Below are 16,460 nucleotides of genomic sequence, written 5' to 3'. Positions count from 1 at the left end.
TCATGAGTGATCAAACATCAGCTCTGCTCTCACCCGGCCAGGAAGATCTCTGGTTTTTGCCCTTAGGGGGTTCAGGCGAGATCGGTATGAACATGAATCTTCTCGGTCACGCCGGTGACTGGATCATGATCGACTGTGGTGTCACCTTTGACGAGGTGGTTGATCCTGAATCGCACCGCACTGCAGCTGTAGTGTCAGCCGACCCCAAGTTCATCTCGCGTCAAAAAGAGAACCTTAAGGGAATTGTCATAACCCATGCCCATGAGGATCACTTGGGAGCTCTGCCGTTCCTCTGGCCACGCTTGAAAGCACCCGTATACGCTTCGCCTTTCGCGGCAGAGGTGCTAAGAAGAAAACTGGCACAGCATGGCTTAGATGGCCGAGTACCTATTCATGTGATCAACCAACGGGAGCGATTTACTCTCGGTAACTTCACCCTTGAATTTCTACCTATTACGCACTCGATTCCAGAAGCACAGTCTCTGCTTATTGAAACGGCTGTTGGTACGGTACTGCACACCGCCGACTGGAAAATCGATTATGACCCAGTCATTGGTGAGCCGTTCGATGAGTCACTCTATAAAGGGCTCTCTAAACTGAATATTCGTGCACTGCTTTGTGATTCGACCAATGCGCTGAAACCGGGAATGTCGAAATCAGAGTCGATCTGTTATCGCGGCATTTTGAAACAGCTGGAGTCGGTTCAAGGTCGAATTGTGGTCAGTTGCTTTAGCTCCAATTTGGCCCGCCTTGTCACAGTTGCCCGTGTAGCAGATGCTTTAGGTCGACGCTTTGCTCTGATTGGTCGTTCTCTAAAAAACATCTACTCCATCGCCAAAATGACCGGTTACTGGCCTGATGAGCTAGAACCCATTGATGAGTCTCATTTGGGTTATCTTCCAGCCGAAGAAGTGTTCGCGATTGCGACCGGTAGCCAGGGAGAAGAGCGTGCAGCACTGAATCGCTTAGCGCTAGACTCCTATCCTCATTTTTCAATGGAGGAGGGCGATCTGGTGTTGATGAGTTCGTTCCTTATTCCCGGAAATGAGCGGTTGGTAGAGCGGATGTTGGATCGTTTTAAAGCGCGCAAAGTTAAAGTGGTTGAATCGGCCACCAGCTCGACGCCGATTCATGCATCTGGCCACCCTTGTCAGGCTGAATTAGCCGATATGTACTCTTGGGTACAACCGATTATTGCGGTGCCATTGCATGGTGAGCCTGAGCACATCAAAGCGAATGCCGAGATTGCTCGTAAGTACTCCGTACCGGTTCAACTGATCGGTGAAAATGGCGATCTCTACGAGTTGGCGCCAGGTCATCGTATTCACTATGCCAAGGTGCCCGCCGGCCGTCTTGCTCTCGTTCAATAGCGGTCTGATTTTTGCAATGTGTCTGTTAGCTTTCAACTGGCGTCCTAACCACACTACCCCGTTACTCTTGGTAGCCAATCGAGATGAGTTCCATGACAGGCCAGCTCTGCCTATGCACTGGTGGCCTGTTCATCGAAGTGACTCTTCGGAGGTGTTGGCCGGCCAAGATTTAAAAGCCAAAGGAACTTGGTTGGGGTTCAATCGCTCTGGTCGATTCGCATTTTTGACGAACATTCGCCCTGGTTATATTGGCGTAGAGGGCGCTCGCAGTCGGGGTGAGATTCCACTGCTGTTCTTAAACTCAAACGAATCAATCCAGAAGATTGCTCAAGCGTTAAAAGAGAATAGAGATCAATATGCCGGCTTTAATTTGATTGTTGGTGAGCCTGGGGCGTTGTTTTGGATGAGTTCAAACAGTCCTGACCTTCAGCCAATAGAACCCGGAGTACATGCTCTGAGTAATGATGCACTTGATACTCCATGGCCTAAAGTGACACTGGCACGCCAACAGATCTCCGAACAGGGTGTGTTGCTAGAGACTCAACTGAACGGATCTGGTCTATTAATGGACCCTAACCTAGCGAATGACGCTGAACTTCCAGATACCGGTATCCCTGCCGATTGGGAGCGCTTACTCTCTTCTCAGTTGATTATCAGTGAAACCTACGGCACTCGATCTCGCTGCTTGTTCCGACTATCTGGTGGTCAGTATGATGTTGTTGATCAGCAGTTAGATAAAACCGGTGCTGTCGTGTCAGAACAGCCGTTTAGTTGGTTTGTCGGGGAGTAACAGATGTTTGGAATAGTGGATTTCTACACCTATCTTATTGGGACAATCATTATTATTTTGCTGCCCGGTCCCAACTCTATGTACGTCGCTACGGTAGCAGGGCGCCGTGGCGCTCTCGCAGGGTTTCAAGGCGCGGCGGGTATTTTTGTAGGGGATCTGACGTTGATGACACTGTCAGTCGCCGGTGTGGCGAGCCTGATTCAAACCACCCCAATTCTCTTTACGCTGCTTAAATATGCCGGTGGACTCTATCTGATGTGGCTCGGTTTTGGTCTGCTAAGATCGCTTTTCACTAAACCTCAAAACAGTGATTCGGACATCGATTTGCCCAAGGACTCTAAACACCCGTTTAGAGTAGCGCTGACGATCAGCCTTCTTAACCCCAAGGCAATACTCTTTTTTGTCTCGTTCTTCATTCAATTTGTCGATCCAAGCTACGACAACCCCTGGCTCTCTTTCGCCATTTTGGGTCTGGTTGTTCAACTCTGTTCACAGATCTATCTTGCGGTGTTGATTCTTATGACGATCTATTTCAAGTCTCTTCTAGCAGAGGGGGGGAAACTGTCAGGCTTTGCGAAAGGGTTAGCGGGATCACTGTTTATGGGGTATGGTCTTAAACTAGCACTATCAACTAACTAGTGTTCAGTTTTTGTATTAATAACCCGATCCTTTGGTCCAGGTATGAAGCTTATATTGAAAATAGCTCTATTGTTAGCGTTAACACTACAGGCTCCCCGGATCGCTGCTTCTGATGCCGAATTACTCTCTCAACTGAGTCAACAAGAGCGTGACTATCTCGAGAATAAACAGACCATAAGAATGCCCACCTATAGCAATTGGCGCCCCTTTAACTATGTTGATGCGGGTCAGCCGAAAGGCTATCTAATTGACTTAACTCGACAAATTAGCCAAAAGCTAGGTCTTGAACTGCGCTTTGTTAATGGGTTTGAGTGGTCGCAGCATATGGAAAAATTGGCCGATGGCCAGTTAGATGTTGTCGGTAATATGGTGCTGACTGAAGAGCGCCAACAGCGCTATCTTTTCAGTGAAAAGCAGACACTAGAACTGTTGACTGGGCTAGTCAGTTTAAAAGGGTACACGCGCTTTTCCGATCTGGATGGTAAGATTGTTGGTATTCAGAAAGACTCAATTTTTGAGAGCTATTTTAAGAAGCATTATCCTCAGGTTCGCTATAAAGAGTACTTATCATTTGATGAGATGATGGCCGCTCTGTTGAACGGTAAGGTTGATCTCTTTGTAGAGAACTATTCGATTGCCAACTATCTGATCAACCATACCCACCTCTTTAATGAGGATCTGCAAGTTAGACTGCTAGAGTCTGAATCGGGACTGCAGTTAAATATGCATTTTGCGTTTAACCCGCAAGATAGAATGCTGAAAACCCTTTTTGATAAAGCCTACGATAGCTTCAGCCCTGATGAAATCAGGGCGCTACAAGAGCTGTGGGGCATGGTGCCAAACAGTGAATTGAGCCCTTTCACTAAAGAGAGCTTACAAAAGCTGCTCTATCTCTTTTTCGCCACACTGGGCGTCATATTTCTGCTGCTTTACCGCTATCTACTTCTATCGAAACAGAGCTCAAAAATAGCGCAGATTAACAAACAGTTAGAGCAAGAGCGTTCTGAACTAGAGCGTTTGAATCAAGCTTACGCGGAACAGGCGGCAAAAGTTCAAACCTCTGAAAAACTCTCAAAAGATTATCTCAATGCCTTAACTAAGATGGGTAATATGTTTGCCGTCATAGGTGTTGAGAGCCTGAAGGTGATCGATGCTGACGATAAGACCGCTCAGTGGTGGGGATATCATTCTGCTAAAGAGGTTATCGGTAAAACGATACCTGATTTGATGGATATCACTCCAGAGTTTGCCCGCCAATTTCACCTTGAAGCTAAACGCCAAGGTGCCGTAATCCGATTTCAAAAACAGCTGCGCCCAGCACCAGGTTCTGAGGCTAAAATGGGTGAAATCTGCTTGATCTATCAGCCGGCTAAAGATGGAGTCGAGGCTCATACCATCCGTTTAATGCGCGATGTTTCGGAAGAGCAGGCACTCCGTCAAGCATTAACTGATAAGGCAGAAGAGGCTGAAAGACTCTCGCGGGTTAAAAGCGAGTTTTTGGCCAATATGAGTCATGAGATTAGGACACCCATGAATGCGGTACTGACCTTGGCTCAAACCTTAGCGCGTGCTGAAAACGCCAATAAACCCGTGCTCGAACAAGCGAAAAAAATCCTAAGAGCGGGGCAGTCATTACAAAAGCTGATCGACGATATTCTGGATTTTTCTAAGATAGAGAGCGGTAAGCTGAAACTGGTAACGACCGAATTCTATCTGGCTGAACTGCTTGAAACCCTTGCTCTACTCATGTCCAGCTCAGTTAAAAGTAAGAACGTTCACCTGGCGATTACACCGAGCTATCAGGGTAACATCAAAATATCAGGCGACCAGCAACGCCTGGAACAGATTTTGATCAATCTGATCAGTAACGCGATCAAGTTCACTTCGAGGGGCTATGTTGAGTTGACGGTTGATGTGATCAATGCAGACTCTGTACCCCGTCTTCGCTTTGCGATTCGTGATACTGGCATCGGCATGAGTGATGAGGTTTTAGCTAAAATTCTAAGGCCTTTTGAGCAGGGCGATGGTTCGATAACGCGTAAATTTGGGGGGACTGGTCTAGGGCTTAGCATTACCCAGCAACTTCTCTCATTAATGGGAAGTGAGTTAAGTTTTGAGTCCCAGCAGTTCCGAGGCACTACCGTCTCCTTCGAATTGACTCTGCCTGTGAAGGTTATTGAACCTGATCCTATAACAGAGGCTAGAGTTCTTATTGCCTGTAAAAACCCCTTTACACGTAACTCTCTTGTGGCCGTTGCCAAAGCCATGGGTCTATATCATGAAGTTGGACAGACGCAGAGTTATCTGATCTATCAACTCGTTTCAGCCATAAAGGCGGATCGCTCCTTTGACTCTGTCAATGTCGATGAAGAGATGTCCGGTAAAAACTTGCAGCGTCTAGAAGCAGAGATCCAGAGTGAGTTACAGAGCAAGGGCGTTGATTGGTCTGGAAAACTGGCCACTGTAACCAGTCCTGTCAGTCATATTGAAGAGTTTGAGAACAGCCCCTATGACTGTTTAATGGAGCCTGTTACCAGTTCTACATTAAAACGCATCATCAATTCTGATACCCAGCCTGAGACAGAACAGATTCCCAGTCAGCGGCTTTTGAACCGAACACTGTTAGTGGTCGATGATAATCTTTTCAACCGTGATTCTGCTCGCGAATTTCTTGAAGCTGAAGGGGCCTCAGTGCTTCTTGCCAATGATGGTAGTGAGGCGATCAAACTCTTAAGAGAGGCAGAGTCATCGATAGATTTGGTATTGATGGATGTGCAAATGCCAGTCATGGACGGTCTTGAGGCGACTCAAAGGATTCGTGCCCTGCGGCGGTTTGAAAACTTACCCATAATCGGTTTGTCGGCAGGCGCCTATGCTGAGGATATTGAAAAGGCTTTAGAGTCCGGCATGAATAACTACATCACTAAACCGGTCGATATTGAGAAAGCCGTTGTCGCAATTGCAGAACTGATTGCGCCTGAAGCACTGAAGGAAAATGCGATCTCAACTAACACCAATCAATGCGATATAGATAGGCCTCAAAGCTACTTTGATATAGCACTGGCTAGAGATTATTGGAGCAGTGATGAAACGGCTAAAAAGTATGTTGCACAATTCATTGAAAAATACGCCCAAACTCTTGAGTCGTTGCAGCAAGAGTCCGATGAGCTAAATGTTGAGTTTATCCATAAAATGAAGGGCGCTAGCAGTATTTTGGGAATGCCACAGCTCACCGAAAATCTACTGCTTCTTGAAGCCCATCTTCGTAATGGAAAAAATTTATCGGCTGAACAGGTCGCCACACTGGTGGCTGTTTGGGCAGAGACAAAGCGCGAAGCTTTGACAAGTTTGGAATCATAAATAACCGATGAGTAAGCAAGAACAGGGTGTCTCTAAGGTCGTGACAACCAATCAGGCCGGTTTGCATGAGCGTCTCGATGAGATTGTATTGCGTAACTTAAATAACCCATTTCGCAAACCCATTGCCGACCATACTCAGGTCGCCTTTGATCAGGTGACCGATTGGCTCAAAGGTCGTTCCGGAGAGCTTATCTTGGACTCTTGCTGTGGTATTGGTGAAAGCTCCCGCCATCTTGCCAATCGATACCCAGACGCCAATGTCATAGCGGTTGATCGTTCTGCTTATCGTCTTAGTAAGCACGAAAACTGCTTCACGGGTGAGCTTGATAACCTACTCTTTGTGCGAGCGGATTTAATCGACTTTTGGCGCCTGGCTGCAGCTTCAGAGTGGCGTCTAGCCAAGCATTTTATTCTCTACCCCAACCCTTATCCTAAATCAGCTCAGGTTCAGAGACGTTGGCATGCCAGTCCTGTATTCAGTGATCTATTGACCTTGGGTGGGGAGTTAACCGTTAGAAGCAACTGGAGACTCTACATCGAGGAGTTCGTCAGGGCACTGGCGTTGGCGGGTCATGAAACTAGCGTACAGTTATACAGCGCTGACCAACCGATGAGTGCATTTGAACGGAAATATTGGGAGAGTGGTCAGCAGAGCTGGCAGTGCGTAGCGCAGCTTTCAGAGTCTGGCTCAGCTTTAAAACCCTAAGATCCTAAGAGCCTCTTCATCCTGTATGCGCCTGTTGAACGCTTGAATCAGCCCCGCCTTGGCCGTTGACTCAGAGGCTGATGAAGCCGATTTAATGGACAGAGTTGTGGCATGCTCCACCTTAGATTGACCATCCAAAAAGCGAATTGATAAATCGGCTTTGGCAATGTGAATGCCATAGGCGCTACTGATTTCTTCAATGACCTGGCACTCGACGGTTATAACACCAGATGAGGAGTTGATCTCAAAACCGGCTTCTAGGATTAGACGCTCCAGTGAGCCTTTAAAGCTCATGCAGCTTTGTTCGGTTTTTAGCATTACCGGGTGGTTGGTTTGGTAATCTTTAATGGCAGATTCAGTGTCTGCAACCTGGTTGCTGTACTTTTCCCCAATCTCCGATTCCCCCAGCTGTTTCATAAGAGATATTAATGGCTGTTGAGCCTTTAGATCGGTTAGCTGTTGTCGAGCACTTGCCCAGTCAGAGAGAGTCTTGATTGGCTGTGCAGAGGAGGCGGTTAATCTGGGGTCTATTTCGTTTTTGAGGTTCTTAATTAAGGCCGTTTTTTTCAACGCTAGCAGGGTCGCGGTTCGTTGCGGTGCAATCACATCCTGTTTAAGGATCTCATATCCACCCAAAGGCAAACGCTCGGTTCTGCTTTGAATCGACGACTCCACCACTCGCTCAGTATATTCACGACTGTCTCTAACCGACGAAAGGCGCTGCTCTTGTGTGCTGGATAGTTGAACTAACAGTCTCTCGGCAAGATGAGCTAATGCAGCCTGCTCAGAGGCTTGTGCGCTGCCTCCCTCACCGACACCGTAAAATTGATCACCTGTGTTGACTAGCGGACTCATCAACCAATCAGGAGTCTTAGGTTCTGCGACAAGGATGACGGGTTCTCTGCTTGCACACCCAGTCGTTACAAAACTGGCCAACATTAGAAAAGCGAGAATGAATCTGCGGGTCATAGCTGGTTCTCTAAACGCGCCTGTTCACTCTTCTGACGTTCAACACGCAAAATGGCTTGGTTAATGATCTTGTTGGGCTCTTTTACCAACTGATCGGCTAACCGGTAGAGCTGCTCAGCTTGGCTAGTTTTACCGAGCTGCTCTTTAACAACGGCTAAATTGTAAGCCGCCACATAGCATTGGTCACCTGTACTGGTTAGAAGCTCGGAGAAGAGCACTTCAGCTTTGTCGATGCGGTGATCCTCAACGTACTCGATACCATACTCCAAAAGGTCCTCTTGCTCGCTGCTGTAGTCGATCTCTGGATCATCGAGCAGTTGCACTATGACAGTTGCCTCATAGGGAGCTATGTAAGTCATGAACTGATCGGTGATCTCATCAGCTAGGTTGCTTAGGACACTCTCGGGTGTTGGAAGAGAGTAGGCGCTGTCACGACAAGCATCGTGACTCTCTTTTGCCGTGAAGCGTTCAGAGAGAATCAGGTCCCCGCGTTCAGTATCAACGAGTCGGATGGTAGCGTGCAGGTTGGAGTGCATCTCATCACAAGGGATGTAGCGCTCACGAGTTTTTTTGCACTTCTGATCGGCACACTCAACACGAGTAACGTAGTAGAGCGAGTAGTCGGTGGTCTGAATCTCCACCTCACCAGTAATCAGTCCTTTCGCACCGATCAGCTGACCGATCTCAACAGACGTCTGTTCATCGACTAGCCCAGAGTGTTGAAGTTTTTGCTCGTCTAAAATTGATTCAAGATCCTTACGGTTGACCACGGTAAAAAAGGTCTCACCTGCCACCCTATGGTTGGTGACTCGAGATTCAATGCTGTTCGCCACACCGGAGTAGTCATTCTCAAATGGAAGCACCGCAACGACTTTGGTGGCGGCAGCCCGATCACTGATGGCTGGATTGATCAGGGTAATCTTAGCGGTCGATGAGCAGGCCGTAAGAAATAAAGCGGTGACCGCTAGGCCAAGGCTTTTTAATTTACAGTTTGTTAAGTTCACGCTCGGCACTCTGTTGTTGCGCTTGAGGAGAGGGGTCTTGCATCACCTCGTTAGAGGAGCAAGCCGAAAGTGATAAAGCTATCAGTAGTAGAGTAAATAGAGGTTTCATCAACAACTCACTTATCTAGTTGATCAATCTGAGAGTCGATCGCGTTATTGATCGTCGCTTTTTCAACGCCCAGCAAAATGAAGATGACCTCTGTTTCAGGGTGCTGCCAGTAGCTCACTTGTTGTGAGTTATTAATTGTCAATTCGGAGGTTTGTCTTGCGACTTGAGTGACGACGCGTTCAGCCGTCATCTCATCGGCACCCGTTGAACGTTGATAGGAGTCTAGTTTGCTTTTAATCTGAGCCTCGACCTGTTGTGCGATATCAGCACGAGCATTAATGGCTGCCTCTTTACGAGAAAAATCATACCCTAGCTTGCTCAATGGAGCAGATCCTACGCCGACATAACGATCAGCCTCCATGTAGCCACCACAAGCCCAAATAGGTGCTTGTTCACCATGGATGACGCATTCGCCACCTTCGACTAGATCGGGTTTAGGCAGTTCACTGCTGCAGCCGGCAAGGGTTGTTAAAAGTGTCGCAGTCATCAGTAACTTGGTGCGTAGGTTCATGATCATTATCCATTAGAAATTACTCATATGATGGTCACATATTTCCATAGAAATGTCAGGGTTATTTTTAGATGAAAATTGACACTCAACGGAATAAAACTCACCCGTGTGATTACCCCTTTACGGACAGATCACGTAAAATAACCAAAATCACAAATCAGAGTCTGTCATGGATAACCGCAGAAAAATTCGCGCTGCCGTCTCTCTTCTCTCGTTCTTTGGGATTGTTGCCCCATTTATGTTTTTAATGGGTGCCGAAAATACCGAAGAGGCCTTTAATGAAAATGCCAGTTGGGTGATTAAAAATACGCTGGTGTGGATTGTTGTGATGTCTCTGCTGTTGATCAAGAATCCTAAGTTTTTTGGCGACGAAACCCCCTTCGATATACTGCTTCGTTACGCTAAACGTCTGTTTAAATCGAACGCTTCTGACCGATAGTGAGCCGTTGATCAATGCTTAAACTGAACGTTCTATCTCTCTCTAATCTTCGTGGTGATCTGCTCGGTGGTTTAACCGCTGCGGTGGTCTCACTCCCTTTGGCGCTCACATTTGGTGTCGCCTCTGGCGCAGGCGCGGAGGCGGGACTTTATGGCGCGATCTTAATCGGTCTCTTTACCGCGCTGTTTGGTGGAACCGCTACTCTGATCTCTGAGCCTACTGGACCGATGACCGTAGTGATGACCGCTGTGATCAGCACTCTAGTGGCTGCGAACCCTGAAAATGGTCTGTCTATGGCGTTTACCGTGGTGATCATGGCAGGGATATTCCAGATCGTGTTTGGTTATCTCAGGTTGGGCAAATACATCACCCTGATGCCCTATGCAGTGGTTTCTGGCTTTATGTCAGGCATCGGATTCATACTGATTATTCTGCAGATAGCCCCTGCGTTAGGGCAATCTCCACCGGCGGGCGGGGTGGTAGGTACCGTAACTCATTTGCCAGAGTTGATCATGAACGTGCACTTCAGTGAGTTGTTGCTGTTCTTAGTGACACTGGGTGTGTTGTTTAAAACGCCTGAAAAATACAAAAAGTTCGTGCCGCCTCAGTTGATTGCACTGGTTCTTATTACTCTGGTCTCTGTGATCATCTTTAGCAGTGATGGAGTCCAACGCATTGGTGAGATCGATGTGTCACTGCCTTCAATGACCTTGCCCTATTTCACCTATGATCAGCTTCAGATTATGTTGGTCGATGCGATGGTGTTGGGCATGCTTGGTTGTATCGATTCAATGCTTACCTCGGTCGTGGCGGACAACCTGACCCGAACAGAGCATGACTCCAACAAAGAGCTGTTTGGACAGGGGTTAGGCAATATCATGTCTGGTCTGTTCGGTGGTCTACCAGGTGCTGGTGCCACTATGGGCACCGTGGTCAATATTCAGTCTGGAGGGCGAACACCACTCTCAGGTGTTATAAGGGTTCTCGCACTGGCAATAGCTGTGTTTGGAGCAGGTTCATTGATCGAAAATATCCCTTTAGCGGTGCTGGCTGGTATTGCGGTAAAAGTGGGTGTCGATATTCTGGACTGGTCGTTCATTAAACGGGTTCACCTAGTCTCTAAATACAGCACGATGATCATGTATGCCGTTCTACTACTAACGGTGTTTGTCGATCTGATCGTTGCGGTGGGTGTCGGTGTCTTTGTCGCGAACGTCATCATCATCCGTAAGTTATCCGATGTTGAGGCTGAGAAGGTTCGCTCTATGTCCGATGTCGATGATGAGATTCCGCTGACCCCTGAACAGCAGTCCCTGTTGAATGAGGCGAATGGCCGTATCCTACTGGTCTACCTTTCGGGAGCGATGATTTTTGGTGTCTCCAAAGCCTTAGCCCGTGAGCGAAAAGACATCGCTAAACACGATGCGGTTATTTTTGATCTCAGTGACGTCAGCTATTTAGATGACACCATGACGCTCTCCATTGAGAACGTCATACTCGAAGCCTTAGATCTTGGTAAAGAGGTGCGTCTAGTGATGGCACCGGGCGCTGAGAAAGATCGATTGATTCGCCTTGGCCTTGATCAGCGCCTCCCGGCTGATCGTATAACAGAATCAAGAACCGAGGCATTGAGGCAGTCACTTTCCAGTTTATAAGCTAAGCTGAAGCAAAAGAGATTTGGAGGTCTACTATGTTCAGTTTGATCTTTAAGACAGTTCGCCACCTGTTACTCAGGGTATTGCTTCCGCTCAGTCTGCTCTTTTCAGGCGCGGCCTCAGCTAAAACGGTTAAAGAGATCCTTGCACTTGAAGAAGCGCCACCAGGAGTGGTGTTTGAAATTTTGGCGCCTAATCCACAACAGTGGCAACGGATTCAACCTCGTTTGATGGGCGCCATAGACTCTTTGCGATCAGCTTTTCCAGATCTCGATATAGCGGTGGTTAGCCACGGCAATGAACAGTTCGCTCTGACCACTGAGAATGAGAGTAAGTTCCCACTTCTGCATCAAGGGGTTCGTGATCTAGGTGAATCTGGCGTGGATGTGCATGTGTGTGAAACCTTTGCGAGTTGGAGCAACGTCACTGCAGAGGCTTTTCCAGACTACGTTGACGTTGCCCCTTCTGGCCCCGCGCAGATCAACAACTACGTTGCGATGGGGTATCTGTTGGTGGATCAGTTCGCGTTTTAATTCGCTCTCTGATTTAACATCTCTTTAATCTCAGCCAGCTGTTTTTGAAGATCAGCGATGGTTGGCTCATTAGCCTCGATCGCTTCCTCTTTAAGGATGCGCTCATGCTCCTCATTCATCACATTGACGACAATGCCGATTACCATGTTCAAGAAGGCGAAGGCCGTTAAGAATATAAAGGATAGGTAGTAGATCCAGCTTAGACTGTAGACCGTCATCGTTTCGTACATGACATCGGTCCAATCCTCAAAGGTCATCACCCTAAAGAGCGTCAACATCGACACTGCGACATCACCCCAAAGGTCAGGGTTAATCGCAGCAAAGAGCGTCGCACCAATGGCAGCATAGACGTAGAAGATGATGAACATCAGCAGAAGGACGTACCCTAGCTGAGGCAGTGCTTTGATCAACGAGTTCAGCAGCATGCGAAGCTCTGGAATGATGCTGACCATTCGGAAGACGCGGAACACGCGAACTAGACGTGCGACCAGAGCGGTATCGGCCTGACTGACAGGGATCAGGCTGATCACAACCACTAAGGTGTCGAATAGGTTCCAGGGATCCTTAAAGAAGGTGCGCTTGTTCTCATCGGCAATGAAACGAACCGTGATCTCGACCAGAAAGAAGACGGTAACAGCGATATCCAGCCAACCAACAATCATCTCAGCGGTGTCAGAAAGGTCAAAGGTCTTGGCACCAATAAGGAGCGCCGAGCCAATAATCACCGCAATTACGGTGAGCTCGAAGAGTTTGTTAGAGCGGATTTTAACGAGTGTCGATAGTAAAGCGTTGCTGTTCATTGGCTTAGAAATTCACTACATAAAATGGACGCTGATAGTAATTGAAAATACTGGAGTTGTGGAGAGGGTAGCTCTTGAGCTCTGTGTGAAAATTAATGAAGATCTATGCTGTACCGTTTAAGCGTCTCGAAACTGATAATCTCAAGTGTTTTTGCATTAGTTGCGGATAGATTAACTCTCGGGGCGCACCCTGAAACCTCAGCTTCCTCCCATCGTTGAGCACATAGGCACCAAGAGTCGCCTGGCTTTAAACCGGGGAACTGATATTCAGGCCGGGCGGTAATGAGATCATTCCCTTTGCGAAGTGAGAAGAGCAGAAACTCCTCCGTCATCACAGCGCAGACCGTGTGGGTTCCGCGATCATATTCATCTGTGTTGCAACATCCGTCTCTGTAATAGCCAGTTAGCGGATCACTGCTACACGTTTCAAGTGGCGTGCCTAATACGTTTAACTGTTGGTTGTTCATCTGTTTTACCTTAATGATTTATCGACTAATCCTATATAGGCCACCATTGGGTGCGTCACTCAACACTAAAATTGAGCCATCATTGGCCTGTTCAACGTCTCTAACTCTTCCCATCTCATCATTGAATAATCTCTCCTCTGAAACGGGCAGATTGCTATCAGGATCTATGACGATTCGGTAGATGCTTGTGAACTTCAAAGCGCCAACCAAAAGATTGCCCTGCCATTCGGGAAACATCTCTTCGGTATAGAAGGTCATTCCCGATGGTGCAATGCTTGGATCCCAGACCCAGAGAGGATCGGTATATCCATCGGGTGATGAGTTAAGACCTATATCCCCACCTATGTACTCCTTACCGTAAGAGACGGTTGGCCAACCGTAGTTGTTATCTTGCTCAATGAGATTGATCTCATCACCACCGCGTGGACCATGTTCATGAGACCATAAAAGTCCTGTATTAGGCTGTAATGCAAGACCTTGTGGGTTTCGATGACCCATCGAGTAGATCTCAGGCAACCAATCTTGCTGAGTATTGGCTGGCTCCGGCTCAACAAGGTTCAGTCGAATAATTGATCCAGCATGATTGGAGGGGTTTTGAGCGTTACTGCGATCACCACGGTCGCCCAAAGAGGCAAACAGGTAGTTGCCCTTTATGACTATCCGACAGCCGAAGTGTGCACCGGAGGGAGAGCGATGGTTGGAGACAAAAATATCCTTGGGTGTTAAAAGCTGATACCCATCCAATTTGGCCGATGCAATCGCTAAGCCTGCGCCACCTTCTAACGGTTTGCTGTAGCAAAGATGTACCCTATTTGATTGTTCATCATAGGCGACATCGAGAAGCCCGCCTTGCCTAAAACTTGCTACAAAAGGGGTGGGTAAAACAGCTCTTTGCTGCCCGGTTGTAAGGTTAATGCGCAAAAGGGCACCGGCTCTTGCTGTCACGAGGACCTCTTCATCGTTAAGGACAGCGATACCCCAAGGGTGAGAAAGGTCTGAACCTATTTTTTCGATGGTGATGGCGAGAGAAACCTGGCTTAGTAGTAAGGCTGATAGGAGAGTGATGACTTTCATTTCAGATACCGTTGGTTTTTATGTAGTTACGGTATTTGGGCTGGGGTGGATTTTTGGCTAGATTTATGAAAACACCTCCTCTGTTTTCACCCTTCGGGCCGTCGCACCTTTGGTGCTCCGTTCAACCAATGCAATCCATGCATTGGTTGTGAACTGACTGCGCCAGTTCTGCATCTGGCCCATCCGCCAGACGAAAAAAAAGGTATAAACCCTGCGGGCCTATACCTTTTTTTACGTTGGTAGCGGGGGTGAGGTTTGAACTGGTGACCTTCACCGCGGAGCTAATAAGAGTGAGCCCGACGTGGTTTTTGGGTCGTAGATTCAAGCCAGATTTATGAAAACACTTCCTGTGTTTTCACCCTTCGGGCCGTCGCACCTTTGGTGCTCCGTTCAAGGCCAGATTTGCGATTACACATCCTGTGCAATCGTCCTTCGGACTGCCTTCGGCATCCCAAAATGCTATCCATGCATTTTGGTGAACTGACTTCGTCAGTGCTCATATATTCGCCCCCACCAACGAAAAAAGGGAAGTGCACTTTGAAGTACACTTCCCTTTTTTACGTTGGTAGCGGGGGCCAGATTTGAACTGACGACCTTCGGGTTATGAGCCCGACGAGCTACCGGGCTGCTCCACCCCGCATCAACGTGGGGCATATTATACATAGGTTTAAGGTTGCTACAAGCCTGTTTCTAAAATATTACGATATTCTTCCACTATTTTTTTAGTTTGGTACTCTTTGTAGCCTATTTTAAGGAGTATGGCGTTGCATGATTACTATTTAGGCTTACCTCAGTGGCAACATCCTGTTTGGGAGGGTGGCTGTTTGGCAGGGGGTGGGACTGCGCTACAACGTTATGCTCGTCAATTTTCATCGGTTGAGGGAAACACGACTTTTTATGGTTTGCCTAAACCGGATACGGTGAAGCGTTGGCGGGATGAGACGCCTGATGACTTTCGATTCTGTTTTAAGTTCCACCAAGATCTTTCTCATCGCAGTGCTTTAGAGGTGGCTAATCCTAAAGTGGCCGAGCAGTTTGAAGTGTTGGAGCCGCTGGCTCATAAAATCGGGCTGCTCAACTTGCAGCTACCAAAAAGCTTTAACAGTGAGGGGATTGAGTATATCCATCGATTTCTGTTGGCTCTACCTAAAGCCTTCAACTACTCGGTTGAAGTTCGTCACCCTGAGTTCTTTGCGAAAGGGGATGAGGAGAGGGCGTTTAATCAGATGCTGCTGGAGACAGGCGTCAATCGTGTGATGTTCGACACCCGTCCCATTTTTGCAGTAACCGCCATGGACTCAGCTACCTTAGATGCTCAGCAGAAGAAGCCAAAGGTGCCGTTGCATGTCCTTGCAACTGGTCAGCATCCGCAGGTTCGTTTCATATCGACCATGCAGTGGCAGGAGTCTGATCGCTATTTAGATCAGTGGGTCACTAAGGTGTTGCAGTGGATCGATGAGGGGAGAGTGCCTTATCTCTTCTTTCATACGCCAGATTGTGCTGAAGCACCGGAACTGGCTGCGCGTTTTGTCGATAAGTTGAAAGAGGCAAAACCCTCTGTGCAGGGGGCAACGCCTGAGTTGCTCGCGTCGGAACAGAGCTCTCTATTTTAGAGAGTCCGTTCTCCTAGTGTAACGCGTGAGTTTGTGCCAGTGTGAAGGGGGCAATGGTCGCTTGAAAGGTCTCATTTTCGTCGGTGATCATGTCGTAGTGACCCTGCATGGCACCCACCTCAGTCGCTAAGACCGTGCCGCTGGTGTAGCTGTAGCTTTTGCCCGGTTCAATGGTGGGCTGTTCACCGACAACTCCTTCCCCTAATACCTCTTGTGTCTTCTCATTACCATCGGTAATCAGCCAGCGGCGGCTCAGTAGCTGGATAGGCATAGGGTTATGGTTGGTGATGGTGATGTGGTAAGAAAAGACGTAACGGTGTGTCTCTGGATCCGATTGGTCGGTCAGATAGTCGGTTGTCACATCGATCGCTACGTTTCGGCTCAGTTCATAATCTTGCATGTATAGACAGTCTCGTCGTGC

Annotated in this window: 16 protein-coding genes and 1 tRNA gene; 9 read left to right on the top strand and 8 right to left on the bottom strand. The window is 47.9% G+C overall.

All coding sequences use genetic code 11. The annotated features are described in order from the left end of the window. The first annotated feature begins 2 nt into the window (after window positions 1-2). Genes XMA127_RS08390 through XMA127_RS08370 form a run of 5 tightly spaced genes read left to right on the top strand, consistent with a single transcriptional unit; the run spans window position 3 to window position 6,865 of the window. Window positions 3-1,370: a ribonuclease J gene (locus tag XMA127_RS08390; RefSeq protein ID WP_173481262.1), complete on the top strand. Its 1,368-nt coding sequence runs from the start codon at window positions 3-5 to the stop codon at window positions 1,368-1,370. A 16-nt stretch (window positions 1,371-1,386) separates the two neighbouring features. Then, window positions 1,387-2,160 carry an NRDE family protein gene (locus XMA127_RS08385; RefSeq protein ID WP_173481261.1) on the top strand — a complete coding sequence of 258 codons (774 nt, stop codon included), beginning with the start codon at window positions 1,387-1,389 and terminating at the stop codon, window positions 2,158-2,160. A 3-nt stretch (window positions 2,161-2,163) separates the two neighbouring features. Then, a complete protein-coding gene (gene leuE / locus XMA127_RS08380; RefSeq protein WP_173481260.1) occupies window positions 2,164-2,799 on the top strand; it encodes a leucine efflux protein LeuE in 636 nt (211 codons plus the stop codon). Window positions 2,800-2,841: 42 nt separating this feature from the next. Beyond that, the gene (locus XMA127_RS08375; protein ID WP_173499135.1) at window positions 2,842-6,159 is read left to right on the top strand and encodes a response regulator; all 3,318 of its coding nucleotides are present in this window, start codon (window positions 2,842-2,844) and stop codon (window positions 6,157-6,159) included. Between the two features lie 7 nt (window positions 6,160-6,166). Further along, window positions 6,167-6,865, top strand: a complete 699-nt coding sequence (locus XMA127_RS08370; protein ID WP_173494865.1) for a tRNA (guanosine(46)-N(7))-methyltransferase TrmB — start codon at window positions 6,167-6,169, stop codon at window positions 6,863-6,865. Here XMA127_RS08370 and XMA127_RS08365 read toward each other — a convergent pair. From XMA127_RS08365 to XMA127_RS08355, 3 genes are all read right to left on the bottom strand, one after another. Next, on the bottom strand, window positions 6,854-7,834 hold the full coding sequence (locus XMA127_RS08365; protein WP_173481257.1) for an LPP20 family lipoprotein: 981 nt from the start codon (window positions 7,832-7,834) through the stop codon (window positions 6,854-6,856). The genes XMA127_RS08370 and XMA127_RS08365 overlap by 12 nt on opposite strands. Then, window positions 7,831-8,838: a CsgG/HfaB family protein gene (locus XMA127_RS08360; protein WP_173481256.1), complete on the bottom strand. Its 1,008-nt coding sequence runs from the start codon at window positions 8,836-8,838 to the stop codon at window positions 7,831-7,833. Before XMA127_RS08360 ends, XMA127_RS08365 begins: the two co-directional genes overlap by 4 nt. Before the next feature lie 116 nt (window positions 8,839-8,954). After that, window positions 8,955-9,458 carry an LPP20 family lipoprotein gene (locus XMA127_RS08355; RefSeq protein ID WP_173483055.1) on the bottom strand — a complete coding sequence of 168 codons (504 nt, stop codon included), beginning with the start codon at window positions 9,456-9,458 and terminating at the stop codon, window positions 8,955-8,957. Window positions 9,459-9,627: 169 nt separating this feature from the next. On the opposite strand from XMA127_RS08355, the gene XMA127_RS08350 reads away from it, so the two are divergent. Genes XMA127_RS08350 through XMA127_RS08340 form a run of 3 tightly spaced genes read left to right on the top strand, consistent with a single transcriptional unit; the run spans window position 9,628 to window position 12,085 of the window. Next, complete coding sequence (locus XMA127_RS08350; protein WP_173499134.1) at window positions 9,628-9,897, top strand: hypothetical protein; 270 nt, start codon at window positions 9,628-9,630, stop codon at window positions 9,895-9,897. Between the two features lie 14 nt (window positions 9,898-9,911). Continuing rightward, window positions 9,912-11,552: a SulP family inorganic anion transporter gene (locus XMA127_RS08345; RefSeq protein ID WP_173481253.1), complete on the top strand. Its 1,641-nt coding sequence runs from the start codon at window positions 9,912-9,914 to the stop codon at window positions 11,550-11,552. Between the two features lie 35 nt (window positions 11,553-11,587). Continuing rightward, on the top strand, window positions 11,588-12,085 hold the full coding sequence (locus XMA127_RS08340) for a DsrE family protein (RefSeq protein ID WP_173483052.1): 498 nt from the start codon (window positions 11,588-11,590) through the stop codon (window positions 12,083-12,085). On the opposite strand, the gene XMA127_RS08335 is transcribed toward XMA127_RS08340, so the two are convergent. From XMA127_RS08335 to XMA127_RS08320, 4 genes are all read right to left on the bottom strand, one after another. Beyond that, entirely contained in the window at window positions 12,082-12,885 is an 804-nt protein-coding gene (locus XMA127_RS08335; protein WP_173481251.1) for an ion transporter, read from the bottom strand. The two genes, XMA127_RS08340 and XMA127_RS08335, sit on opposite strands and share 4 nt — an antisense overlap. Before the next feature lie 92 nt (window positions 12,886-12,977). Continuing rightward, window positions 12,978-13,352: a DUF2237 family protein gene (locus XMA127_RS08330; RefSeq protein WP_173481250.1), complete on the bottom strand. Its 375-nt coding sequence runs from the start codon at window positions 13,350-13,352 to the stop codon at window positions 12,978-12,980. An 18-nt stretch (window positions 13,353-13,370) separates the two neighbouring features. Then, window positions 13,371-14,426: a PQQ-dependent sugar dehydrogenase gene (locus XMA127_RS08325; protein WP_173499133.1), complete on the bottom strand. Its 1,056-nt coding sequence runs from the start codon at window positions 14,424-14,426 to the stop codon at window positions 13,371-13,373. 563 nt (window positions 14,427-14,989) lie between these two features. Then, a tRNA-Met gene (locus XMA127_RS08320) sits at window positions 14,990-15,066 on the bottom strand. Between the two features lie 118 nt (window positions 15,067-15,184). Here XMA127_RS08320 and XMA127_RS08315 point away from each other — a divergent pair. Beyond that, window positions 15,185-16,039, top strand: coding sequence for a DUF72 domain-containing protein (locus XMA127_RS08315; protein WP_173494870.1), 855 nt, complete (start codon window positions 15,185-15,187; stop codon window positions 16,037-16,039). 13 nt (window positions 16,040-16,052) lie between these two features. Here XMA127_RS08315 and apaG read toward each other — a convergent pair whose 3' ends face one another. Then, entirely contained in the window at window positions 16,053-16,439 is a 387-nt protein-coding gene (gene apaG, locus XMA127_RS08310) for a Co2+/Mg2+ efflux protein ApaG (RefSeq protein ID WP_173481247.1), read from the bottom strand. Window positions 16,440-16,460 lie beyond the last annotated feature (21 nt).

It is taken from the genome of Marinobacterium sp. xm-a-127 (assembly GCF_013283425.1).
Taxonomy (GTDB): domain Bacteria; phylum Pseudomonadota; class Gammaproteobacteria; order Pseudomonadales; family Balneatricaceae; genus Marinobacterium_E.
Note: the sequence above shows the minus strand (reverse complement) of the source record. Positions and strands in the feature narration are given on the sequence as shown.

Bases quoted from the DNA above. Each gene is read 5' to 3' on its own strand.
- XMA127_RS08390 (WP_173481262.1), top strand. From the start codon at position 3: ATGAGTGATCAAACATCAGCTCTGCTCTCACCCGGCCAGGAAGATCTC.
- XMA127_RS08385 (WP_173481261.1), top strand. From the start codon at position 1,387: ATGTGTCTGTTAGCTTTCAACTGGCGTCCTAACCACACTACCCCGTTA.
- leuE (WP_173481260.1), top strand. From the start codon at position 2,164: ATGTTTGGAATAGTGGATTTCTACACCTATCTTATTGGGACAATCATT.
- XMA127_RS08375 (WP_173499135.1), top strand. From the start codon at position 2,842: ATGAAGCTTATATTGAAAATAGCTCTATTGTTAGCGTTAACACTACAG.
- XMA127_RS08370 (WP_173494865.1), top strand. From the start codon at position 6,167: ATGAGTAAGCAAGAACAGGGTGTCTCTAAGGTCGTGACAACCAATCAG.
- XMA127_RS08365 (WP_173481257.1), bottom strand. From the start codon at position 7,834: ATGACCCGCAGATTCATTCTCGCTTTTCTAATGTTGGCCAGTTTTGTA.
- XMA127_RS08355 (WP_173483055.1), bottom strand. From the start codon at position 9,458: ATGAACCTACGCACCAAGTTACTGATGACTGCGACACTTTTAACAACC.
- XMA127_RS08350 (WP_173499134.1), top strand. From the start codon at position 9,628: ATGGATAACCGCAGAAAAATTCGCGCTGCCGTCTCTCTTCTCTCGTTC.
- XMA127_RS08345 (WP_173481253.1), top strand. From the start codon at position 9,912: ATGCTTAAACTGAACGTTCTATCTCTCTCTAATCTTCGTGGTGATCTG.
- XMA127_RS08340 (WP_173483052.1), top strand. From the start codon at position 11,588: ATGTTCAGTTTGATCTTTAAGACAGTTCGCCACCTGTTACTCAGGGTA.
- XMA127_RS08335 (WP_173481251.1), bottom strand. From the start codon at position 12,885: ATGAACAGCAACGCTTTACTATCGACACTCGTTAAAATCCGCTCTAAC.
- XMA127_RS08330 (WP_173481250.1), bottom strand. From the start codon at position 13,352: ATGAACAACCAACAGTTAAACGTATTAGGCACGCCACTTGAAACGTGT.
- XMA127_RS08325 (WP_173499133.1), bottom strand. From the start codon at position 14,426: ATGAAAGTCATCACTCTCCTATCAGCCTTACTACTAAGCCAGGTTTCT.
- XMA127_RS08315 (WP_173494870.1), top strand. From the start codon at position 15,185: ATGGCGTTGCATGATTACTATTTAGGCTTACCTCAGTGGCAACATCCT.
- apaG (WP_173481247.1), bottom strand. From the start codon at position 16,439: ATGCAAGATTATGAACTGAGCCGAAACGTAGCGATCGATGTGACAACC.